A 22452-nucleotide genomic window follows, 5' to 3' on the forward strand; every position below is an offset into this window, starting at 1 on the left:
GCGGCCCTCCGTCAGCGGTTGCGGTTGGCGGCGGCGCCGGCGGCGTCGCGCGCATCACGGTCGCGCTGGCGCACGACCCCGGCATAGTTGGCCGAGAGGTTCGCCTGGTTGAGGGCGGCCATGTAGGACTGGCGCATCTGCGCGCGCTGGCGCAGCACCTCGTCGCGTAGCCCGCTCAATTGCTCAATGCCCTTGGCGAGGATGCGGGTCTGGCAGATCCGGGCGCTGCCGGCATCGGCCGCGCCGGCGGCGGTCACGCCACGTTCGGCATTGGACACGGCAAAATCTATGCTACGCGTGAGGTCGTTGAGCATCTGGTATGCGAGCGTCAACGCGACCAGTTCGTCGGTATCGCCGATCACGCTCTCGACCAGCCCCTGGCGCACGCCCCATTCCAGAAGACGATAGACGGGGAGGGTGCGCACATTGGCGACGAACTGGCGTTCCTCCGCCGTCAGCGCGGCGCGCGTGCGGATCTTGATCGCGATCGACTCCATCCGGCCGCGCGCGAGCACCAGCGCGCCCTTGCCGCTGCCGTCGGTCGAGCAGTCGGCCGAGGTCGGCGGCACCGCGATCGCGCGGGTCTGGACCTTGCCGGTCAGGAAATCATCGACGCTCTCGGTGTCCTGCCGCGCGCAGGCGGGGATAGCCGTGAACAGCGGTACCTTGTCCGCCGGGTCCCAGCGCATATAGACGTCGCCGACGCGGGCGCGCATGACGCCGGCCCAGTCGGACGCGCCGACACGCGCGGCGGCATGGGCGAGGAGCGAGCCGGTCTTGAAGATGTCGGTGACCTCGGCCGGGCAGTTTTCCAGCGCGTCGCGCAGATCCTCGGTCGGATTGCCCTGGTTCGCCTGAATCTTTTCGCGGCTCTGCTGATAGCTCTTGGAGAAGCCCTCGCGGACGCTCTTGTAGCCGGTCATCTCTTCGATGATGCCCGACATATTGTCGTCGCCCCGGGCGATCTGGACCATGCGGTTGGCGAGCCGGCAATCGTTGACCTGGATCGAGTTGAGGAAGTTGGTCGCCGCCTCCATCTTCGAGATGATGTTGCCCATTTTTTCATCGAGGGTTTCCAGCAGGTACTGGAAAGCGACCGCCGGGGCGGCCTGAAGGATGCTTTCGAGCTTCTGGACGAGATAGTCGGGATCGAGGAACGACATGCCGCCCAAAAACATGTCGATTCCCCCGCAGCCCGCGCGGACCTTGGGCAGCGTGACCGACATGAGATAGTCGTTATGGACATCGATCCGGCCCGACATGCCGCCCGCGGTGATATAGCCGCGGGTCTGGTCCTCGAACGAGCCGGGGCTGGTATAGGTCACATTGTCGAACCAGCTTTCGGCCCAGCTTTGCGCACAAGCCGGTGTGGCGAAGGCAACGCAAGCCAGCAGGGGCAAGGCGAGCAGGGTCAGGCGGCGGCGCGGGTTTGCCATGGCGGGCAGCTTTCGTTTGCGCGGGCAAGGGTCTGGCTCCCCATGTCAGTTCCTTGCTCGGTTGGAGGATGGAGGCGTGGGCGCGGCCACGATTCCGGTGAACTTCGCCATGCCGCGCACGCCGACAGCGGGCTTCACCCCGGTCAGCATCTTGGCGGCGAGGTAGAGATTGCGCGCGAGGTTGGGCGCGTGATCGGTGCCGATCGCGACGGGAATGATGCGATTGGAATCGGCGACAGGGCGGACCCAGGCGACCGGATGCCCGACCCATGGCAGACCGAGGCGCCCGGAGCGCAGCATCGCTTCCTGGCTGCCGATCGTGCGGACCTTCCAGCCATAGCGTTGCCCCAATGTGCCGAGCCGCGCCCAGAGATCGGCGCAGGGGATGCAGCCGGGCGCCGTGCTCATCTCGACGATGAACGCGGGGGCCTGGCCTTTCATGGTTTCGGCGAAGTCGGGCGGCCAGTCGCGCGTCACCGGAACGCGGGCGAGCCATTGGCGCATCTTCGCGTCGGTGGCGACCGGGTGGATCGCCGCGCGCATCGCCTGTTCGTGCGTCGGCGCCTGCGCGTGCGCGGATCCATTGGCCATGAGCATCGCCGTAAGCAGGATGGGGGCAAAGCGGATCATGGCCGGGGTCCCATCCGAACGTCCACCAGATCGCCGCCCAGGACGCGCGGATCGGTGGCGGAGACCGGGCCGTTGGCGAGCGCGTCGAAGAACCCGTCTTCCTCGCCCGCGCCGGTCAGGAACTGTTCGGGCCGGATATCGCCCGCGAGCAGCCGGACCGCCTGGTAGGCCATCTGGATGAGGTTGGGATAGGCCTCGACCCCGCTGGCGATCACCATGCGCTGCTGGCTGCCCCGCCGGATCACCATCGTCGTGGGCGTGACCTCGACCCCGAAGCGCTGCGCGAGTTCCGGCTTGCGGTCGATGTCCTGAAGTGTGACCTGCCAGCCCATCTCGTCCTGGAAGCGCTGGACGATCGGCCACTGGACGCGGCAGTAGCCGCAGGTCGAACGCGAGAACATGACCAGCGCGAATTCATTGGCGCGGCTACGCAGATACTGGCGGCGGACCTGATCCTTCTGAGCGGAGAGTTGGTCACGCGCCTCGCCGACCATCGGATTGGCGGACTTGGCGTTGAGTTCGGGATTTTGCAGCATGGCGATCTGCGTGACACCGGCGAAGGCTCGGGCCTTGCGCCGGGCGAAGTCCTGCAGACGCCAGAAATCCGCGACCGCATCGACGGTGAGCACGGTCGCCGCGTAGTCGCGCTGTTCCTCGATCAGCTTCCTGATCTTCGGCGGCGTCCAGGTGGCCAGTTCGACCATCGGCGGGATCACCGGCTTTTTGAGAGCGTCGGGATCGGCATCCTCTTCCGTGGGTTTGGGCGGCGCCTGATACCACCAGTAGCCGGTGCGTTGCTCGCCGGTCTGCGCATGGACAGGCAGGATCGGCAGGAGCACCGCCACGATGAGGAGGGCGAGGCGGATCACAGCAGCTTCTCCATGCGCTTCAGCCGCTCGATCTCGACCGGGCCGTAGTAGCGGCTGTCGAACCCGCTGGCGTGCGACGAGCCGACATAGATCATGCCCGGCGGGATCGTTCCGATCATCGGACGCCAATGGTCGAGCTTCTGCCCATTGTGCCCATAAGGCTTGCTGATCCCGAGCAGCTTGCCGTTGCAATAGTACCAGCCATCCCATTCGCCGGGATGTATGGGGCCAGATGCAGACGACGGCTTCTCGATCCAGTCGATGCGGTCGCCCGGCAGGCACAGCGCCATCTTGGTAACATCGACCGGCTTGGGACCGGCGAGCGGATGCGACAGGGTAAACGATACGAAATCGCCGCGATGGATCGGCCCCGGCGCCTTGCGGACGAGCCAGGCGTCGATCGACGGGCTCATCACGATCGTCGCCTGGGGAATGGCCCACCACGTCAGCAGGCCCACCGGCAGGACGATGCCGAACGCCTTCCACAACTGTTCGGGTCGGGGTGGCTGGCCGAGCCCCGAACTGCCGAGCGCGACCGCGGCCTTGAGCGGCAGCAGCTTCAGTTCGGCCCAGCCGGATCTAGCGGCCCTGAAGGCGAGTCTGAGCATCGCGCACCTCCTGCTTGCCGCCGAGGCGGGCATATTCTTCGAGCAATCCTGAAAGTGCGGCGTCGCCGTAGATGACATGCGCGGCGCGCGGGGCATCATCCTCGCGCTCGCAATAGGGCAGCGCCGGATCGCCGGGCACCATGGCGAGTGCGGGGACGCGGGTGACGCCGTGCTGGCGGAAAATGAGCGGATCGACGATCAACTGCACGTCGCGCATCGCGCAGGCCGGGCCTTCGCATCCCGGATCATGGCGCAGGATTTCCGCGGAGAGTTTCGCCATCGGCGCGACCTTCGTGAGCCCGCCGGGCATCCCGCGAAAGGCCAGCACGCCGCCGACCCGTTCGAGCTGCCCGGCATAGATGCGCAATGTCGTCACCGGCATCGAGGACGAGACGAACAGCACCGGCACCCAGCCTTTGGTTTCGGGAGGCGTGGTGATGCCGGCTACGGCCTGCATGTCGGGCGCATCGAGACCGAGCGCCTGGCCGAGCCGTCTGGCCATGGCGTCGTGCTCGGCGGCCATGGCCTCCTTGCCGTTGTCGAGCGCGGTTCGCGCCCGCGCATCCATCGCCGGCGACGGAGCGCGCTTGCGCAGCCCCTCGAAAGCGCGGCGGCGGGTCTCGTCCGATGGCGTCGGCAGCGCGGTCGGACCGCGCATTTCCGCTTCGGCCTTGCGCGCGGCGGTGGCGCGTTCGAGCCGGTCCATCGCCGTGTCGCCTTGCTCTTGCGCGCGCTCCCTCGCGCTTACCGGCGGAGCGGTGTCCTGCGCTGGCGCGGAGGTGGAGAGGAAAGCGATACCGGCCAGCGCGAGCGAGACGCGCGCGTTATTGGCCGATGACCTGCATATAGGCATCGATCTTGTCCTTCATGTCGATCTGGATGTCGGCCTGGGCGCGGGCCTCGATTTCGGAATAATATTCGGAGAGGTCCATCTTGCTGAAATCCAGCGCCTGGAATTCCTCGGGGGTGAATCCGCGGCAATAGGGGTTCTTCGGCGTGCCCCAGCCAAGGCCGTTGAAGCTCTTGAGCTGCGGGCGACCCTGTTCCTGGATGATGCGGCCAAGCTTGGTGTTGAAGCAGCAGTGGCCCTTGGATTTCTGCACGCAGATGCCGAGGATCTTCGAGGAGCAATACGTCCCGACCTCGTGGCACATGCCCGACCCGCGCAGCATGCCCACTTCCATGTCCTGCTGGTCACAGCCGGACAGGAGGAAATCCATCATGAAATTGATCGCGAGACTGATGGCGATCGAGGTCGGATCGATCCCGGCGATGATCGCGTTCGCGCCGGAGCTCGCGGCCTGGCCGGCGGTCGCGCCCGCCTTGAACGCGCCATAGGCGGCCTTCATGCCGGTGAAGACGCCTTTCGCCACCGCGATCTTAGTGCCGATCGACGAGATGGACGAGCCCATCCCGTCCTTGACGATCTTGCCTTTGTCCTTGCAGCAGTTCGAGAAGGTGGTCTTGAGACCCGCTGGGCGGCAGCGCACCGCGCGTCCCGCGAATATCTCGATATTGCCGAGGCAATGCCCTTCGGCATCGACTTCGCCATCGGCAGGCGCGCCGGGATCGTCGACGATGGGATCGTCCTCAATTCCGGTGCCGTCGCTGCCGGTGCAGGCATTGGGCGAGCACATCGGCGTGCCGCCGCCGACCGGCGTCAGGCATGAGTGCTGGCTGCCGAGCGGGCAGCTATACGCGCCCTCGGCATCGGCCACGCACATCACTTGCTGGATCGGGCAGAGCCATTCTTCATCCGCCATGATCGTGCAGTTCGCGACCTCGCCAGGATCACCGGCATCGCCGTTGCCATCGAGATCGACCGCGCAGACCGGGAGCGTTTGCGCTTGCGCTGGCGTGACATGCCCCGCGAGCAGCAAGCCGTACAGGCCGAGCGCAAGCAGCTGTGCGCGCTTCCGCCAGGGAAGGAGGCGCCCGATCATCGGACTTCCCCCGTGCAGACCATGTCGGCCCCACCGAGGCGGACGGTCTGCATCATGACGACGGCTTCGGGAAAATCGTCGAGGCAGCCGCAGGCCGAGACGATTTCCTCGCCCGGACCCACAGGGCAGACATCGCCGCCGCCTGCCGCCGTGCAGGCATGGTAGAAGGTGTCCCACCCGACAGGCGCATTCTGTTTCGTGCCGACCACTCCGTCGAGGGTAGCCGCCGTATTGCGCGCGGGCGCGCGGGTCTTGCAGACCGGCTCGCAGGCCGGAACCGAGCCGCGATCGGGCAGCGCGAAGGGCCGTGACGCGGTGGCATAACCCCCGTCCGAGGTCCTCGTCCGGTCGGCCAGCATGGTCTCGGTCGAATGGTCGATGATATAGGCGCCGCGGCTCAGATCAGGTTCCGGCATCGATCCGGTATCGACGGTACAACGATAACGGCGCTGACGCTCGAACCATGGCCGCGCGAGACGGAGCGAGCAGGCGCCGCTCTCGAACAGGCGTGCCTGGGGGAGGGGTGTAAGGCCGGTGCCGACGCCGTTGCGGAACGTCTCGACGCCATCGACGCTTTCGTCATGAAGCGCGCAATTGACGTCGCCGGCATAGCCCGCGCACAGGTCGACGATCCGCTCGGTCGGGTTGCAACTGAGGTCGAGCATTGCATCGAACTGCGCGAAGGCCTCTCCTTCACCGCCGACCGCGATGCGCATGGAAATGACATGCTCGCCGCGGGTCAGCCACGGCTTGAGGTCGAGATTGGGATAGGCATGCCAGGTCCGTTTCCGCTCGCACTTGCCGGGCGGCAGGCCGGTCCCGGTCCAGTTCGCCGGATTGGACAGCACGAGCTCGCCGTCGATGCGAAGCTGGAGCCAGTCGTCGAAGAAATAGTGCGAGAGCCGGAACTGCGCGAGGCGATCGGGATCATCGATCCGCAGCCGCATGGAAAACTCGAAGATGCGGCAGCTCCCGCCTCGCAGGCTGTCGTCGCGCGGCGAGCCCATCTGCAATGTGAGCTGATCGGGTGCGGGCGCATAGATCGCATAGGCGCCGCCGAGATGCGCGATCACATCGTCCGCCTTGACGGCGTTCAACGACACCTCCCGCGTGATCGTGCAGGACCGGATCTGCTCGGCCTTGCCGACGCCGGCGGGCGAGCCCTTGAGCGCCTGGAAGATGCTGTTCGATGCGGCGACGCTCGCGGCATCGCCCTGGATCGTGGCGGGACTGGCGCGATAGGCCGTCTGCGGGAGCGCGGGGTTGGGCGAGCAGGCCGTGCTTTGGGCGCCAGTGTAACGGATGGCCGGGCCGTCGATCACCGCCTGCGCGACGCCGACGCGCGGATCGGCCGTGGTGAGCGCGCCGATGACGCCGCCGCCCAGGTCTTTCAGCACCGAGGCCATATTGCCCCAGACGAGGTTGCTGCCGCAGCTGTTGTTGATGCAGTAGCAACCGGCGAGATCGGTCAGGTCGACTTGCGCGAGCTTGAGATCGCCGCCTGACGCAACATCCCATTTGAAGCTCTTGCACTGGTTCCAGGTGCCCGGCTGACAGGAGACGACGCCATTGGCGCAAATGCCCGATACCGGCACCGGCAGGGTCAATGTCTGGTCGACCGTGCCGTCGAGATCCTTGTCGCGCGATATCCGCAGCGTGCCGATATCGCCGGTCGCCGCCGGCTGCGCGATCAGTTCGAGCAGCGTCGCCGTCTTCTGGCACGCTATATTGGGGTTGAACGTCCGGCTGTTGTCGACTGTCGAGATCGGTTGTCCGGCAAGCCCCGGCGTCAGATAATTCTGCTGGATCGCATCGCTGTCCGAGGTCTTCGCGCGGGATGCTTCGGCGGCGGCGCGGGCGCGGTCCTCGACCGTCTGGGCCGAGAGCGGCGCCGGCGCCAGAGCGCTGGCCGCGAGGAGGAGGATGCCGCGCTTCACCATGGCGTCCTCGCGCGGGTGGTTCGCGAGCCATGGGCGAAGCGCAGCACGTCTCCCGCCCGGAACGCGCTGGATCCGGGCGAGAGTATCCTGAAGACGGCCTGTCCCTCAAAAATGGTCAGCGCGGCCGCCACCGGAGATACGGCGGGAGGGGGCATTGCCGGCCCCGGCGGGGGGCTTTCGGCCGCGCTGACCGAGGGGGGAGCGGCGGTTGAAAGGCACACCGCCGCTCCTTCCGCGCGCCCGCTCACGGTGGGGAGCGTTCCGTGACGAGCGGGGCAGCTACCCGCGCGAGACGCACGGTTTGGGGGAAGCGATCTGCTCATGGCGTGGAAATCCCCGCGCAGCAGATCGCCTTCTCGAACAACATGAATTGGGCATTGTCCTTGCCCGGCGCGTGCTTGCCCGATGTCCAGAGCGCGCCGGGACGGCCGATGTTGACGCACTTGCCGCCCTTGACCGGCTCCATGATCTGCATCTTGTAGCGGCTCTTGGTCCAGATCGGCTGCGGCTTGAACGAGCAGCCGTCCGCCGAGTGGATCGTGAGAGCGCCCAGCCTGCCCATCATGAACGTCGAGCGCGCGGCGAGACCCGCCCAGGCCTCGACGCTGTCCCCGAAATGGATGTCGCCGGCGACCGGATAGGTCGCGCCCCAGGAGCCCATGCACCAGAACAGGGGATCGATGACCTTGCCAGCAGCTGCGGCGGCGCTGTCGGCCATACAGGCGAGGCCGGCCGCCGGATTGCCGAACAGGATGCCTTCGGGCTGGATGATAGCGCCCAATGTGCCCGACTGCCAGGTCGGCAGCACCTCGGTGATCATCGCGACGTCGAAGCCATCATCCTCGATGCACGGCAGGTCCGTGAACATGTCGAGCATCTTCCAGACCGGCGAGATGTAATAATGCGCCTGCGCGAACATCTTGCGGGTGTTGGTGCCGTCCGAGATCGACGACTGGCTGCCCTGCAATTTCCCACCGGTCGGCATGAGATCGACACCGAGCGCCATCATGCAGCCCGGCTCGGTCACGACATCAACCATGCGATTGGGTGACCAGAACGAAACCTTGACCCCTAACCAGAAGGTCGCACCCTTGCGGCAGGCGCAGAGCGGTTTGGAGGCCGACTGGGCGTCCAGTTCCTTGTCGAGCTTATCGTAGGAGCCCACCCGCACGCCCCCGATCGTGATCGGGAAGATGCAGTTCCAGCGCACCTTGGTGATCGGATTGAACACGGTGCCCGCCTCGCATTTGGAGGCATGCGCAGGCGTGGCGGGCGCGACGAGCGCCAGAGCGAGGGCCGCCGCGCCGGTGCGCAGCATCGAGATGAGCCGACTCATGGGATGGCCTTTCGTACGGGAGCGCGATCGACGCGCACCTCTGTCAGCTCCAGCTTCTGGCCGACCTGCCGGACGATCACGGGCGCGACGGTGAGGCCCAACCGCTCCTTCACGCGCTCCTCGAGAATGAAGAGGGCACGGCCGTGCTTCTCGCCAAGCGAGAGCGCATCGTCCTTTGCGTCCCCACCGCCGGTGAGGATGATCCAGTCGGTGAGCGCGGCGGTCTTCAGCGCCCAGCCCAGATCGCGGGGATGCACGACCACCAGCTTCTGCGGCAGCGACACATAGGTCAGCGGGTTGAAGGTGAAGCCCGCAGGATAGAGCAGCTTGCCGTCCGGCAGCCGGATTTCCTGATCGAGCGTGTAGAACGGCACAACGCTGCGAACCTGGTTCTGGCGCGCGACACCGAGCGTCGCGCCTTTCAATGCGCTCCAGCCCGAACGCGGCCCGAACTTTTCGGCCATATTGGGCGGCTGCTTTGCGGCACGCGCCTCGATCTCGGCCATCGCGTCGGGCTCGGCGATCGGCCATGTACGACCAATGGTCGATGTCTCGGCGTGGGCCACCCCCGCGACGATCAGCGCGCCGGCCAGACACCCGGCGATGAGCGCGGACTGGATGGCGAGGACATGCCAGCCTTGGGGGACACGTCTATCGACCACGGCGGCGCTCCCTCCAGGGAACGGCAGGCGTACGACTCTCGCCGCAGACCGCGCAGATGAACGCGGTGACGCCCAGGAACAGCGTGAGCCAGATCAGCGCCTGGCTGCCGCCGAGGTCGGGGGCCGACCAGAGCACCAGCGAAGACTGGAGGATCAACAGCAGATGGGTGCCGACCAGCAGGCGAATGGATGACGGACAAGGCGCGCCGGAGAAGATGCCGTTCATCGGCCCCACCTTTCGGCATGTCGGGCGAGGGCATTTGCCATCCTCGACGCGCGGTGCAGGAACCAAAGTCCTCCCCGCACAAGCGCGATCGGCGTCAGGACAAGAATGGCCGCCCGCATGAACAGGGGCATTTCCGGGACGAGCAGGAACAGGCCGACGATGATCGAGGCCGCCGCCGCTTCGAGGCCCACGATCTGCCGAAAGCGCAGAGCCGCGATCCTCTCGTCCCGACCGGACGTATATTCCATGGCAAGCGCGGAACGGGTCATGATCAGGAGCACGGCTTCATTCGAGCGATGCAGGCGTTCGACGTAGGCTTCCTGCGTCTCGCCCGGCAGGCGCGGGGCCATCCCTGGACGGATCAAAAGATTCTCCGGCCGTTTTCCGGGACGAGGAGGGATTTCGTCGATCCCGCCGTCGATCTGTCGGGCAAGCCAACGGATCATGTCGCCGATCAGCGGCCGGATCGACGACGGGTCGGGCGAGCCGGAGAAGCTGCCGTTCATGCCCATCTCCGTGCCCTCCGCGTGACCAGCCAATTCGGGATGCTGTCGATGATGCGGGCGATGCCGATCGCCAGCGCGGCGCCGGCAATTCCGGCACAGGCGATCAGCCCGGCCATGAGCGGCACTGGCAGCACGCTGTCCGCGGCCCCGCACAAGCCAAGAGCGGCATAGGCCAGGGCGGTGATGACCGGCCCGGTGAAGGTTAGCAGGAGAGCGTGCCGCCGCCAGCGCTGGCGCTCGCTTTCTAGGATGGTCCATTGCGCATCGCGAACGGACGCGAGGAACCGGACCCGGTCGCCCAGTTCCCACTGGCAGCGGACCAGGTAGTCGTGAAGGGATTCGTCCGGCCTGCGCACGACGAGGGTCAGGCGCTCATTGCCGCCACTGGGCGGGAGTATGTCCAGCATCATCTTTTCCTCCTGAGTTTTGCGAGCAAGCGGCCCGCGGCCCCGGTCAGGCCGATGAGGATGAGCCCGGTCAGGAAACAGCCGCCGCCAACGATCGCCGCGCCGCGAAGAACGATGCCAGCGGGCTGTTCGAGCACCAGCCCGGCCGCGAGCACGAGCGATGCGATCATCACGGATTCGATGACCACCAGGCGGAAGCGCCAGCGCAATGCGTCGGCTTCCGCCCGTGCGGCGACGCGCGCCTCGATGATCCGCTCGATATCCTCATCCGGGCTCTCCACGAGCCGGAGCGGCAACTGGTCGGGGGAGGGGGAGCGCCGCGTCATGACAGCGCGCTCCGCTTCAGCGGCGCTGCGTCATCGAAGGACGTGCCGATTATCCCGGCGGGATCGACGCCGGCGAGATCGCACACCGCTTCGAGCGGCGAGCGTCCGGCGCGGACCAGCGCCTCGAACGCGGCCACGTCTTCGGGCGCGGAGGTGTTGATCCAGTAGCTGAACGGATCGACGACGAGCCGGGCGATGCCGAGGCCAAGCGGGCTGTCGATGAAGACTTCCGAATAGTTCGGTTTGTTGTTGCGGACCGATTTCAGGAGGTCGAGGACGAAACCCGAATAGTCGAGGATCTTGTTTTCGACCGCCTTGTCATAGGTCGATCCCTGCAGGAGGAAGCGCGTCGCGGCATTTTCCAGGATCACCTGTCCCGTGCCGCCGAACAGCAGCAGATCGTTCATGCTCTGGAGAATGATGCCGAAGCTGCCGCGATATTTTCGGGCGCGGCGATAGCCCTGGCTGATCGCCTCGGCGAGGCGCGACAGGTCCTGGCCCTCTTCGCGGGTCATGAACTGCGCGGCTTCATCGCACAGCACGAAGCGGGGGCGATCACGGGCGGACAGGTAGAGTTCCTGCGTTACCGCGTTGATCACCACCATGACGACCACGTTGAACAGGTCAGGCATGGCCTTCAGGCGCTCGAGTTCGAGCACCACGAATTCATCGTTCGAGATGTCGAACGTGCTGGGACCGTTGAAATAATGGCCGTAGGCTCCGTCCGACCCGAAATCACGCAGGTTGAAGGCCAATTCGCGCGCCGTGGGCACGAGGTGGTCGACCCGGTCGAGATCGGAGACGGTGTTGGCCGGATAGGAGCCGAGCCATTCGCGCACCGCATCGATCCCGGCTTCCGCGCGGCCGCTCTCGATCGCCCATTGCACGGCGGACTTGAGCAGGTTCCATTCGGACGTGGTGACGCCCTTGCGCGTCCCGGCGTTGGCCATCTCCGCGACGATCGACACCGCCATCGAGATCGCGGACTCTCGATCGTCGCCGTCGAGAGCGAGCCCCAGGTCGAACGGATTGAGGACGAGATGCTCTTCGCCCAGATCGATGTAACGGCCCGAGCAGAGCGTGCAGAGCTTCTTGTAGCTGCCGCCGATGTCGATGATGCGGATGAGCGCGTTCTGCGCGAAATACTGCTGGCACAGGTTATTGAGCAGGAAGCTCTTGCCCGCGCCCGATTCCGCCGAGACGATGAAGTTGTAGTTGTTGATACGCGGATCGAAGAGGTCGAGCGTGATGAGCTGCCCCTTGCGGCCCGTGTAGAGCAGCGCCGGCCGCCCGCCGCCCCGGAAATCGGTTTGGATCGGCGACATCAGCACGCCCGCGCGCACCGGCACGCGGAAATCGCGCTGCAGCATACCGATCGTGCGTCGCTCGGGGTACAGGCCGAAGGGCAGGCTCGCGGCCAGCAGGATCGGGTTGAGGTAGGATTCCTCCTGGACCATCCACGGCAGCGGTTCGCTCTCCCACAGCCGCTTGGCGCGCGCCGCCATCTCGCGGGCCTGATGGCGGTCGCGGCCGAACACCCACATGGTGGGGATTACCGAGACGAACCGGGTGTTTCCGGCCTCGTCCAGGATCCACCCGATCTCTTCGATCTGCTTGCCGACCTCGACCGCGAAGGACCCCGCCGCCTTCTGCGCCGAGAGAATCTGCGCGCGCTTGTGGATCTCGAAGGCCGAGTGATCGAAGAGGACATTGAGCGTATAGAGGAACGGCCCGCCGATCTGGTCGCTGTCCTCGGACGACCCGCGCATGCCGCCGGTGAGACGATTGGCACGTTCGGCGGTGATCCGCCGCGGCGGCGACTTGGGCGTCAGACAGCGCGCCACCTGGTTGCCCAGATATACTTCCGGCCCGTCGAAGCGGAGCGCCGGCCCGGCATCGATGATCTGGCGGCGCAGCGGCACGTCGGCGGTCTGGGTGAAGACGCCGGGCGCGGGCGCATGAACGCCGTTGAAAATGCGCCGGTAGAGCGAGATGATCTCGCTCGGCGCCATCGGGCGGATGCCGAGCTTGGCGAGCTGCTCCTCGATCTGGCGGCGCAGGTCGCTGTCCATCGGCGCGCGCGTCTTGACCGACAGGAATGCGCGGAAATCGCGGATCGGGATGCCATGCAGGGCCTTCAAGCCCATGGTGCCGGCGCGCAGATAGTCGAAGGTGCGCCGGGCCGAGGCCTGGATGAGCGGATCGGGCCGTGTCTTGAGGTCGAGAAAGGCGTCGAGCGCATCGTCGATCAGCGGGTCGGCGAAACTCTGGAGCTGGAGGATCGTGCCTTCGGGAAAATTGACGTTGAGCAGCCCCAGCAGCGCCTCATGGACATGGGCGAACATGTAGGGGGAGGGGATCAGCTCCCAGCTATAGCCCCAGCCATCGTCGATGGTGAGGAAGGCCTGTTCTTCCTCGACCCAGGCGGCGAGCGGAAGAAAATCGGAATAGCTGTCGCGCTCGACGCTGCGGCGCAGCCGCGCCAGCGTCATGCCCGATTGATAGCTGGTCATGGCCGGGCCCCCGCATCATTCTGGCCATCGTCGGGGCGGTCCCTGACCTGTTCGAGCACGTTCGCGCGGGACGCGGGCGAAACCGGGGCGACAAGATAGTCGCCGACCACCCATTGCGGGCGCTCGACCAGCGAATAGACATAGCGCGGCATGTAGAGCCGGTCGGGCCGCTGGCGGTCGGCATAGGGCAGGATCAGCGTCCGGACCGAACGCGGGGGCTTGAGCATCGGCGTGACCGGCTGCTCGATCAGCCCCTGGAGCTCGCGATAGACGCTATCGCGATAACCGGCGAAGGCGCCCGACGTTGTTCCAGTGGAACCGCGCGCGGCCTTGCCGTCCCTGAGCAACTTCCTGTCCCTGGTGACCGCCGGATCGGACTTCGACGCGACGCCCGCAACGGCATCGGCATAGGCCTTCTCAGGGTGGATGCACTGGCCGTGATCGTCGTTCTTGCAACTGAACTTCTCGCTATAGGGCGACATGATCGAGCCCATCGTCGCGCAGCCGCTCAGCATGAAGGCGGCGCAGACCGGAAGAAGCGGGGAGAGGGCGCGCGATCGGCGCGCGGGCGATAGAGGCCGCATGGGCGATACTCCCTGTTGGATGAGGAGCCGGCGCATCAGAACTTGCTTCCGGCGGTCGGCTTGATATCGAGGGTGACGCCCTCCTGGATCACAACCACGACGTCCTTCGCCGCGCCGACCTCAACGATCGGCCCCGCCTGGCGCGCGAGATCGAGATAGAAATCGGTGAGCTTCTCGGACGATCGCGACAGGCCGCCGGCGATGCCGGCCTTGGCGGCGTCGCCCGCATCGAGCGTGCGCACCGAACCCAGCGCCGAGGTCGAGACGTCGCCGACCGTATTCTGGACCGTATCGGCGACCCCGGTGATGGTCCCGGCGATGAACGCGCGGGCAAGGGCCGCGCCGGCGCGGGTGACGACCTTGCCGGAGAGGCCCTTCTTGCCGTCGGCGTCGACGAAGAAGCCCTTGATGGGCTGGTCGACCACCGAGCGTTCGTCGAAATCGACGCAAGAGAGGCTGACCAACTGGACTTCGACCCGTTCCTTCGCGAGGCTGCCGGTGGCGTTGCCGATGACGAAGCAGCCGGCGAGGTTGGCTTTGACGTCATTGGGCAGGACGGCGGGGGCTTGCACCCGCGCGATCAACGGTTCGGGATTGTTGGTCGCATCCCGGCTCGCCAGCGCATCGATCCCGGTCAGCAGCCGCGCCTTCATGAAACCAGGTGGCAAATAGATGGTCCGCGTCTTTTTTTTAGCGGCCTGTGCCCCATCGGCGGCCGCGACCGGACTGGTCGCGGCGCCGATCGCGCCCACGGTCTTCTCGACCGGCGGGGCCGGAGGCGCTGGCGGCGCGGCGGGCGGCGCGGGCGGCTTCGCGACGGAAGGATCGATGTCACCGGTCGCGGGCGGTTCGGGAAAGTCGGGAACCGAGCCGGGGATCGCCGGAGGAAGATCGCCGTCCAGCGCATGGGGCGGCGTGCCGGAACCGGGCGCGACCTTGCCTTCCTCGATGGCGGAGACGCGATCGCCGAGCAATTGCTGTCCATCAAGAATCTTCTGCAGGTCGCCGCGCAGCTTGACCTCTAGGCTGTCGCCGCGAAGCCCCGCGCCCATGTCGAGCTTCGAACTGGGCGATGGCGCGGCCTGCTCGGTCTTGTCGCCGCTGGCCGTGTAGAGGCCGAGCCCCAGCACGCCGATCGCACCGGCAACGCCAAGCTGCCTCAAACGCAGCTGCTGGCGTGCGGTCAGCGTTTGCCACCGCGTCTTGAGATCGAGCAGCGCGGGGCCGCGCGTATTCTCGCCAGGACGAGGGCGGTCCGCCTCATAGCCGTCGAGGTCGAGTTCCTCCGCGCGATCGGCAGGACCGCGCCCGCGGGGCCCGCGACCGCCGCGAGAGTCCCCGCCGCTCATTGCCCGGCTCCCCGGCGAACGACGATCAGCCGCGCGGCTTCCCCGGCCTCGATATTGCCCCGGTCGAGGGTGATCGCGAAGATGTTGGCGCCGAGCGCGCCGTCGAGAAAACCGCGTTCGTCGAGCTGCGCGCCGCCGGCGGCAGAGACCAGATATTCCGATGCCGAGAGGCCGGACCCGTCGATTTCGATGCGGCGTCGTTCCTCCAGCGTGGCGCCCGGCAGCGTCGCGAGCCGGATCGGCCCGGATCGGGGCGCAACGCTGGTGAAGCTCGCCGGGATCCGGTCCTGGAGCATCGAGAGCGTGATCGAGACTGCACGCTCTTCTTCGACCAGGGGTCCTAGCAGTTCCTCATTGGCGCGGGCGCGCTGGGGAGCGCCGGGCTGGAGCATCACCGTCTGCGCCGGAATATCCGACGGCTCGGCATAGAGCGCATAGACCGCGCCGTTGCAGGTGATGAAGAACTCAGACGGCACGGTGACGAAGCTGCGCGTCACCATCCCGGCGTCGTCGATCTCGCGAACGAGGAACTTGATCCAGGCGTCGGAACCGGCGCGCTCCACGGCGATCGCCTTTTCGGCGCTGAACCTGACGTCCTCGATTTCTCCGCCCGAACAGATGACATGGTTGATGTCGCGGTTTGACAGGCGGATCGTGCTGGTCTGGTCGGGCAGAACCATGATGGATTGCGCGGCGGCCGGAGCGGCAAGCGACAGGGCGAGCAGCATCAGGCTCGGCCGCGCGGACTTAGCGAGGCTGGACATCGAAATTTTCCTCATTGAGGGCGGTCAGCCAGAAGCGGCCATTGTCGATCACGTAACGGATCCGAAGATTGCCCCGGAACTTGCGGATCACCCCGCCGATCACCCGGACCTTCTCGACCGGCACGAGAATCTCGGTCCGGGTCCAGGTGACGGGCTGGTCGGGGCGGATATAGGTCGCGATCGAGAGCGTCGGATTATTGGCCAGTTCGTCGAGCAGCCGGTTGAGGCTGTCGCGCAGGCTGTTGTAGGTCGAGGGGTGCGTGATGCTCAGCAGTTCCTGGAACTGCCGATCCGCGGAGTAGGCGGAGTAGGTGCCCGAGAGCGACACGACATTGCGCGTGATCGAGCGCAGATAGGCCTCGGACGGCTCGCCGCCCGTGACATAGAGGTCGCCGCCCGCGCCGTAGGGGACGATGATCGTCCGGGTGTTCTGGTTGGAGGTGTAGATCACCGTGCCCAGCACCGCCGTGATCCCGAACAGGCCGATGACGGCGAGCTTCAACAGCCGGTTCTCCTCGAACAGGTTGCTCGCCCCTTGCAGGTAGCGGTGGATGCCATAGCTGCCCGGCTTGCCGATCAGCGGATCGCGTGGGGGTGTGCCGGGGGATTTGCGTCCGAACATGGCCCGCCTCATTCGTAGAACCGAGTCTGGGTCGGACCCGGATAGTTGGACCAGCGGACCAGGCCCCAGCGCCAGGCCATGTGCGGGATGAAGCCGCGCGGCTTGGTGCGGAGCCAGGGAACGAAAAGGAGAAGACCCGCGACGAGCGCCCAACCGAGCATCCCGCCCACGATCACGGCGACGAAGATCACCGTGATCACGAGCACGAACTCGTCCGATCCGAACCACAGGATCTGGACGGGTTTGTGCAGATATTGGGGTAGCCGCTCGTCCACGAGCCTTCTCCTCCTTGCGTCGTGACCTCCCTGCGAAGCTGGTTGAACTTCGGGGGTTGTCCCGCCAGTGCGCCTCATGCGCCCTGGCCCGTTGAGGTCCGCCGACCGCGCCCAGGCGCGGCGGCGGACCAATCCGTCAGATGACCATTCCGAATGTCTGGAGGATCGAGTCCGCCTTGATCAGGCAGACGGCCGCCACGATGGTCGGGATGCCGATCATGATGTTCGAGAAGAGCCTGCTCACGCCGAACAGGAAGGCCGCGACGCCGCCGACGAAGCCGAGCGGGCCTTTGACCCCTTGATTGACCACGATATCGTAGATGTCGTAGCCGAGGTCGCCGGCCGCCGGCGCCGAGAAGGCGTGAGCCCCACCGGCCCCGAGCAGCGCGAGCAGGGTTACGGGAATGCCGACATTGGCGATTGAGGCGGATTGTCTGCCGAGTGTTTTCAACATGCACTTGCTCCAGGGAAGATGGGCCGCTCCGGGGACTGCTTGCCGGCATCGATGAGGATCGCTGTCGGCCGACGGCGAGGCTGGACGGCCCGGTTCGGGTCCCGCCGCCGGCATTGGGATTTGCGCGGCAGCGGCAGAGCCGATGCACCGCGCGTTCGCGATGTGAGGAGCCGGAAGGCGATCAGCGGCCGGCATTGGCGAGCGCCTTCTTACCGTCGAGGAACGCCTCGATCTCGGCCTGCCGGAAACCGGAAATCATCTGTCCGTCCGCGATCAGGGTCGGCGTGCCGGTGATGCCGGTCTTGCCGACGATTCCGGCATGCGCCTCGACCCTGGCCTTGCCTTCCGCGCATGTGCGCAAAGGCGTGGGCGCGGTTCCGGCGTAGATCGCCTTGAACGCCGCTTCCTTGTCCGGGGAGCAAAGGACATGCTCGGCCTTGGCGGCGGCCTCGGCGTGGATGCCGGAGACGAAGAAGATCAGGCGCCGCACCGGCTTGCCTTCGGCCGCTTTCGCCGCCCAGAAGCGGTCGAGCGCCCGGCAGTAGGGACAGTCGGGATCGGTGAACTCAATCACCGTGGGCGCGCCCGCCGGACCGATGGCGAGGGCCATGCCGGTGTCGATCCCGGCGAGTTTCTTCGCTGAAGCGGCGTTCTGCGCCAGCGCGGTGAGGTTCTGGCCGTTGCGGTCGTAGATTTCCGCGAACAACAGATGTTCGCTGTCAGGCGCATAGTAGATGATGCGGCCGCCCGCCGTCGCCTGATAGATCGGGCCCTTGACGGGCGCCGGCCCGAAATCCTCGAATTGCAGATTGACGAAGGTCTGCCGCAACTCGCTTTCGGCATCGCGCGCGGCGGCGGTAAGCGGATCGGCGGCTTGCGCGAACGCTGCGCCTTGAGCAGCGAGCAACAAGGGGAGGACGAGGGCTGCCGCACCAAACAGGCGGGTGGGCTTATGGATGTGCATGCGATCTCTCCTGAAGAGTGCTGGCAGGGCGGGAGAGCAGGCGCGCATCGACATGCGTGCCCGACCCCACCGGGATGTGCTCGGCAGTGACGGGTGCGGGCATCGACTCCATCCGGTTCGTCACGGCGGCGCGCAGAACGAACCCATCGACCGTCGCCACCACGATGCGCGGCTGCTCGGCCACCGGCGCGATAACTGTCTGTCGGCCATGTCCGCCGGGTCCGGCACAGGCTGTCGTCGTGACGATCAGTGTGCCCAGGGCAGCCGTCATCGCTTTGGCAATCGGCATCATGCACGACTCCATGTTGGCGCCCCGCGCCATGGTTGATGAATACTTAATGGTCCGAAGTATCAGGTCCGATTCGACTTGAACCCTCGCAACACGATCTGAGTGATTTGAAACGAAGAGGATTGCAACAGGCCCCGGCAGTGGGGTGCCTGAAATGGCGATATTAGCCGTAAATATGCGAACTTAGCCTTATAAATTCGCTTTCGGGATCACATGGACTGATCTGGTGCCGGTTCGGCAATAAAGTTCCTGAATGATCCGATTTGGAGGAAAATGGAAATTAACTGCTCATTGTGCGTCGAAACATAAATATGGTCGCGCATCCGCTATAAATGGGCAGAGATATTCCTCTAAAATCATCGGCATCTATTCTTGATGCTGGTTACTCCACGATCCTACCTTTGCCGGATTACCCACAGAGCCCGACGGGCCGAACCGGGGAGGAAGGACATATGGCATCCGATGGAAAATTCGCCGACGTCGACCTGTCGATCTTCAAGGAACTCAAGAAGCTCTCCGGCGAGAAGATCAGGCAGGCGCGAAAGGCGCTCGGTTTGACGCAGCTGGAGGTCGCCACCGAAATGGGCGGAAGCCTGCGCTGGTATCGCGCGATCGAGTCCGGCGATCCGGGGATTAGGCTGGAGGATCATCTGATCGCACTGCTCCGGCTCGGTGCATCGACCGCGCATATCGCGCTGCCTGTCCTCTATGCGGGCCAACGCATGCGGTTCCCGCGGCAACTGATCCACGGTGACCTGGCCAGCATCGAACGCACATGCATTGAGGCGATCTCGGATGCGGTGATCGCCGGGCTGAAACAGGACCTCTCACCCGAATGGTAGCGGGACGGCGGGAAGGACCAGTCATGAAAATTGACGGTCCGGTTCGGGCGTGACGCTGGGACAGGCGGAAAAGATGGCGATCTTTCATTTCCATGTGAATATCATCAGCCGCGGCGCCGGACGCAGTATCGTCGCGGCCGCGGCATGGCAAAACAGCTGCCGCCTGTACGATGAGCGCTACGGCCGGTTTTCCAATTTCGTGAACAAGCGGGCGGTTGCCTGGTCTGCGCTGATACTGCCGTCCGGGGGCCCCGCGCAGTGGGAGGATCGCGAGTGTTTCTGGAACGCGCTCGAAGCCGCCGAAATCCGCAAGGATGCGCAGCTTGGCCGTCAGTTCGACGTGGCGCTGCCCGATGAACTGGACCTGCCGGCGTCGATCGCGGTTCTGCAGCGTTTCGCCAGCGAGATATTTTGCATCGCGGGTTTTGCCGCCGACCTGACACTGATCGAAATGGGCGATACGCCCAGAGGCAAGCGCCACCATGGCTATGTGCTGATACCGACCCGTCCGATTGTCGACGGCATGTTCGGCCGGAAACCGCGCGAATGGAACAGCCGCGTGAAGCTGCTCGAAATCCGCGCGGCCTGGGCGATGATGCTGAACGATAAGTTCGCGGCGCTCGGCTATGATGTCCGCGTCGATCATCGGTCCAACGAAGAACGCGGCATCGACGCTCCGCCGGTTAAGCATATCGGCATGGCCCGCAAGCGTATCGCGGCGCGCGCCCGGCAAACATCCTGACAATAGTCCGTGGCCGGCGCCTCACCGGCGGTGCGGTCCATCATGACGACGGCGAGGGCGGTTGCGGCGGGCGTGTAGAGGAGAAAATAACCGACTGCACATGCGGCGACGGCAGCGGCAGGGATTGCCGTCGCCATGACCGCTGCCGCCACGGCGAAAACGGCTAGAAGCTGAACGGCCGCTGCGACAAGAAGTATCCGCCGCCGACCGAGCCTGTTGGCCAGCCACCCGGTGAGCATTGCGGAGGCCATGCCGGCGAGCGGACCGGTCATGTTGACGATGACGCCGAGACGATCGAGGCTCCACCCCCTCCTGTCAATCAGCGCGCCCGCGATCGCGCGCGGCAGGCCGCCATGCGTCCCGATCATTTGTCCCATTCTTCGAGGCCATCAACAACGGCGAGTGGAACGCTGCGAGTCTCTTCCAAGGCGCGACAACGCCAATAGGCTGACAGGCGAAAGCACGAGATTAGGCAGTGGGTTGCCCAAATATGCGATCTTGGCCTCTTTTTAGGACCAGGATCGAAATGCTAGACTGACGTCGCGTCATGGCCTGCTTGCGCTGCCCAACAGGCCAGCGATCCATGCGCCATTTCTGCGAGGATTATCCAGACCCACGTTCGCGAGCGCCTGCCCGTCCTGGTCGGCCGGCCATGCGGTCATCGCAGATCGGCCGGAAGGGAAGGGAGCGGGAGGAGAGAGGAAGCAGCGGACGGTTGGCTGTCCGTGGTTTCCTTTCCTCAACCGGAGCACTGTCATGACGGGCGCGCGCTACGTGCGCATCAAGCGCTTCGCCGAGCTGACCGGCTACACCGAGAAAGCGGTCTATCGAAAGATCGCCGACGGCGTGTGGATTCAGGGCCGCGAATATCGCCGCGCTCCCGATGGCAGCATCTGCATCGACCTCGAAGGCTTCCACAAATGGGTAGAAAACGGCCAGGGACTGGCGTCGAGCCGCTGAAAAGCTGCATTCGCGTCCGCTTCCGCTGGAACGGGCGGCTCTATCGCGAAACGCTCCAGCTCCAACCCACATCCGCTAACATCAAGGCGGCCGAGCGCTTGATGGCCCGTGTCCATCAGGAAATCGATCTCGGCGTCTTCGATTATGAAAGCACGTTTCCCAAGGGTGATGCCAAACCCGACCGGAACAAATACGCGGGCTTCAAGACTTATGCGAAAGAGTGGCTCGCAACGCTCGTAGTCGAGAAATCGACGATGTCCGACTATGTGTCGGCGATCAATAATGTCTGGTCGCCGGCTTTCGGTGAGCGGCAACTCAAGAGCATCAAGCCGAGCGAGATCAAGAAGGTCATCGCCGACCGGGCGAAGCAGGTCAGCGGCAAGACGATCAACAACAACGTCATTCCGCTGCGCGGCATCTTCGAGATGGCTCTCGACGACGAGCTGATCGACCGCTCGCCGCTGGAACGGATCAAGAGCCAGAAGCATCAGAAACGCGAGCCGGACCCGTTCGACCGGGAAGAGACCGAACGCATCCTCACCTATATGCACGAGCGTTACGACGAGCAGGTCTGGAACTGGTATGAGTTCGCCTTCGGGACCGGCATGCGTCCCAGCGAACAGATCGTCGTCCAGTGGCGCGACGTCGACTGGAAGCGCCAGTCCATCCGGGTCGAGCGTGCCCGCGTCCGGGCCGTGGAGAAATCGACCAAGACCAGGACCGTGCGCGACGTCGATCTTACTCCGCGAATGATGGCCGTGCTTAGACGCCAGAAGGCGCACAGCTTCATGCGGGGGCTCGATTCGCCGATCTTCATCAACCCGGTCACAAACACGCCGTGGCCGGACGTGCAGGATCAGCGGAAGCTCTATTTCCATCCCGCACTGCGTGCGCTCGGCATCCGCAGCCGTGATGCCTATCAAACGCGCCACACTTACGCGACGACGGCGCTGATGGGCGGGGTGAACCCGGCCTATATCGCCCGCCAGCTTGGCCACAAGAGCGCGGCAATGCTGTTCCGGCACTACTCGAAATGGATCGATCACGCGGACTATGGCCGCGAAGCAGCCAAGCTCAATCAGATCTACGGTTCCTGACGCGGATGTCTGGCTGGTCTGTGGGGAGGGCTTGCCTGTCGGTGGCGGCTGCCGCGAACGAATCCCTCGTCTACTGGGCAGCTATTGAGGTGATCTAAAAGAGCCTGG

Annotated in this window: 26 protein-coding genes; 4 read left to right on the plus strand and 22 right to left on the minus strand. The window is 65.4% G+C overall.

Annotation, left to right across the window (positions count from 1 at the left end):
- Window positions 1-11: 11 nt before the first annotated feature.
- From K426_RS19310 to K426_RS19415, 22 genes are all read right to left on the minus strand, one after another.
- A complete protein-coding gene (locus K426_RS19310; protein ID WP_021246290.1) occupies window positions 12-1436 on the minus strand; it encodes a conjugal transfer protein TraH in 1425 nt (474 codons plus the stop codon).
- A 45-nt stretch (window positions 1437-1481) separates the two neighbouring features.
- A complete protein-coding gene (locus K426_RS19315; RefSeq protein ID WP_021246291.1) occupies window positions 1482-2066 on the minus strand; it encodes a hypothetical protein in 585 nt (194 codons plus the stop codon).
- Window positions 2063-2935, minus strand: coding sequence for a conjugal transfer protein TraF (locus K426_RS19320; RefSeq protein WP_021246292.1), 873 nt, complete (start codon window positions 2933-2935; stop codon window positions 2063-2065). Before K426_RS19320 ends, K426_RS19315 begins: the two co-directional genes overlap by 4 nt.
- Window positions 2932-3543, minus strand: a complete 612-nt coding sequence (locus K426_RS19325; protein ID WP_021246293.1) for a S26 family signal peptidase — start codon at window positions 3541-3543, stop codon at window positions 2932-2934. The genes K426_RS19320 and K426_RS19325 overlap by 4 nt, the downstream gene beginning before the upstream one ends.
- On the minus strand, window positions 3515-4396 hold the full coding sequence (locus K426_RS19330; protein WP_021246294.1) for a type-F conjugative transfer system pilin assembly protein TrbC: 882 nt from the start codon (window positions 4394-4396) through the stop codon (window positions 3515-3517). Before K426_RS19330 ends, K426_RS19325 begins: the two co-directional genes overlap by 29 nt.
- Window positions 4368-5486 carry a conjugal transfer protein TraN gene (gene traN / locus K426_RS19335; RefSeq protein ID WP_021246295.1) on the minus strand — a complete coding sequence of 373 codons (1119 nt, stop codon included), beginning with the start codon at window positions 5484-5486 and terminating at the stop codon, window positions 4368-4370. The genes K426_RS19330 and traN overlap by 29 nt, the downstream gene beginning before the upstream one ends.
- Complete coding sequence (locus K426_RS19340) at window positions 5483-7426, minus strand: hypothetical protein (protein WP_013846831.1); 1944 nt, start codon at window positions 7424-7426, stop codon at window positions 5483-5485. The genes traN and K426_RS19340 overlap by 4 nt, the downstream gene beginning before the upstream one ends.
- A gap of 319 nt (window positions 7427-7745) precedes the next feature.
- Complete coding sequence (locus tag K426_RS19345) at window positions 7746-8762, minus strand: TraU family protein (RefSeq protein WP_021246296.1); 1017 nt, start codon at window positions 8760-8762, stop codon at window positions 7746-7748.
- Window positions 8759-9424, minus strand: coding sequence for a conjugal transfer protein TraW (locus tag K426_RS19350; RefSeq protein WP_021246297.1), 666 nt, complete (start codon window positions 9422-9424; stop codon window positions 8759-8761). The genes K426_RS19345 and K426_RS19350 overlap by 4 nt, the downstream gene beginning before the upstream one ends.
- Window positions 9414-9650 carry a hypothetical protein gene (locus K426_RS19355; protein WP_021246298.1) on the minus strand — a complete coding sequence of 79 codons (237 nt, stop codon included), beginning with the start codon at window positions 9648-9650 and terminating at the stop codon, window positions 9414-9416. Before K426_RS19355 ends, K426_RS19350 begins: the two co-directional genes overlap by 11 nt.
- Window positions 9647-10156 (minus strand): hypothetical protein, encoded by a 510-nt coding sequence (locus tag K426_RS19360; protein ID WP_037484338.1) that lies wholly within the window; start codon window positions 10154-10156, stop codon window positions 9647-9649. Before K426_RS19360 ends, K426_RS19355 begins: the two co-directional genes overlap by 4 nt.
- Complete coding sequence (locus K426_RS19365) at window positions 10153-10566, minus strand: hypothetical protein (RefSeq protein ID WP_021246300.1); 414 nt, start codon at window positions 10564-10566, stop codon at window positions 10153-10155. Before K426_RS19365 ends, K426_RS19360 begins: the two co-directional genes overlap by 4 nt.
- Window positions 10563-10889 (minus strand): hypothetical protein, encoded by a 327-nt coding sequence (locus K426_RS19370; protein ID WP_013846825.1) that lies wholly within the window; start codon window positions 10887-10889, stop codon window positions 10563-10565. Before K426_RS19370 ends, K426_RS19365 begins: the two co-directional genes overlap by 4 nt.
- Window positions 10886-13402 (minus strand): TraC family protein, encoded by a 2517-nt coding sequence (locus K426_RS19375; RefSeq protein ID WP_021246302.1) that lies wholly within the window; start codon window positions 13400-13402, stop codon window positions 10886-10888. The genes K426_RS19370 and K426_RS19375 overlap by 4 nt, the downstream gene beginning before the upstream one ends.
- Window positions 13399-13986, minus strand: a complete 588-nt coding sequence (locus K426_RS19380) for a TraV family lipoprotein (protein ID WP_031291881.1) — start codon at window positions 13984-13986, stop codon at window positions 13399-13401. Before K426_RS19380 ends, K426_RS19375 begins: the two co-directional genes overlap by 4 nt.
- Window positions 13987-14021: 35 nt before the next feature.
- Window positions 14022-15335 carry a TraB/VirB10 family protein gene (locus tag K426_RS19385; RefSeq protein WP_021246304.1) on the minus strand — a complete coding sequence of 438 codons (1314 nt, stop codon included), beginning with the start codon at window positions 15333-15335 and terminating at the stop codon, window positions 14022-14024.
- Entirely contained in the window at window positions 15332-16099 is a 768-nt protein-coding gene (locus K426_RS19390; protein ID WP_021246305.1) for a type-F conjugative transfer system secretin TraK, read from the minus strand. The genes K426_RS19385 and K426_RS19390 overlap by 4 nt, the downstream gene beginning before the upstream one ends.
- Entirely contained in the window at window positions 16083-16721 is a 639-nt protein-coding gene (locus tag K426_RS19395) for a TraE/TraK family type IV conjugative transfer system protein (protein ID WP_021246306.1), read from the minus strand. Before K426_RS19395 ends, K426_RS19390 begins: the two co-directional genes overlap by 17 nt.
- Window positions 16722-16729: 8 nt before the next feature.
- Window positions 16730-16996, minus strand: a complete 267-nt coding sequence (locus K426_RS19400) for a type IV conjugative transfer system protein TraL (RefSeq protein ID WP_013846819.1) — start codon at window positions 16994-16996, stop codon at window positions 16730-16732.
- A 136-nt stretch (window positions 16997-17132) separates the two neighbouring features.
- A complete protein-coding gene (locus K426_RS19405; protein ID WP_013846818.1) occupies window positions 17133-17450 on the minus strand; it encodes a hypothetical protein in 318 nt (105 codons plus the stop codon).
- 181 nt (window positions 17451-17631) lie between these two features.
- A complete protein-coding gene (locus K426_RS19410; RefSeq protein ID WP_021246307.1) occupies window positions 17632-18414 on the minus strand; it encodes a DsbC family protein in 783 nt (260 codons plus the stop codon).
- Window positions 18401-18706 (minus strand): hypothetical protein, encoded by a 306-nt coding sequence (locus K426_RS19415; RefSeq protein ID WP_037484342.1) that lies wholly within the window; start codon window positions 18704-18706, stop codon window positions 18401-18403. Before K426_RS19415 ends, K426_RS19410 begins: the two co-directional genes overlap by 14 nt.
- 449 nt (window positions 18707-19155) lie before the next feature.
- On the opposite strand from K426_RS19415, the gene K426_RS19420 reads away from it, so the two are divergent.
- From K426_RS19420 to K426_RS19435, 4 genes are all read left to right on the plus strand, one after another.
- The gene (locus K426_RS19420) at window positions 19156-19545 is read left to right on the plus strand and encodes a helix-turn-helix domain-containing protein (protein WP_021246309.1); all 390 of its coding nucleotides are present in this window, start codon (window positions 19156-19158) and stop codon (window positions 19543-19545) included.
- Window positions 19546-19618: 73 nt separating this feature from the next.
- On the plus strand, window positions 19619-20287 hold the full coding sequence (locus K426_RS19425; RefSeq protein ID WP_021690788.1) for a MobA/MobL family protein: 669 nt from the start codon (window positions 19619-19621) through the stop codon (window positions 20285-20287).
- A gap of 756 nt (window positions 20288-21043) precedes the next feature.
- Window positions 21044-21247 (plus strand): excisionase, encoded by a 204-nt coding sequence (locus tag K426_RS19430; RefSeq protein ID WP_021246311.1) that lies wholly within the window; start codon window positions 21044-21046, stop codon window positions 21245-21247.
- A complete protein-coding gene (locus K426_RS19435; protein ID WP_021246312.1) occupies window positions 21208-22344 on the plus strand; it encodes an Arm DNA-binding domain-containing protein in 1137 nt (378 codons plus the stop codon). Before K426_RS19430 ends, K426_RS19435 begins: the two co-directional genes overlap by 40 nt.
- Window positions 22345-22452 lie beyond the last annotated feature (108 nt).

Origin of the sequence: Sphingobium sp. TKS (assembly GCF_001563265.1) — a bacterium.
Lineage (GTDB): Bacteria > Pseudomonadota > Alphaproteobacteria > Sphingomonadales > Sphingomonadaceae > Sphingobium.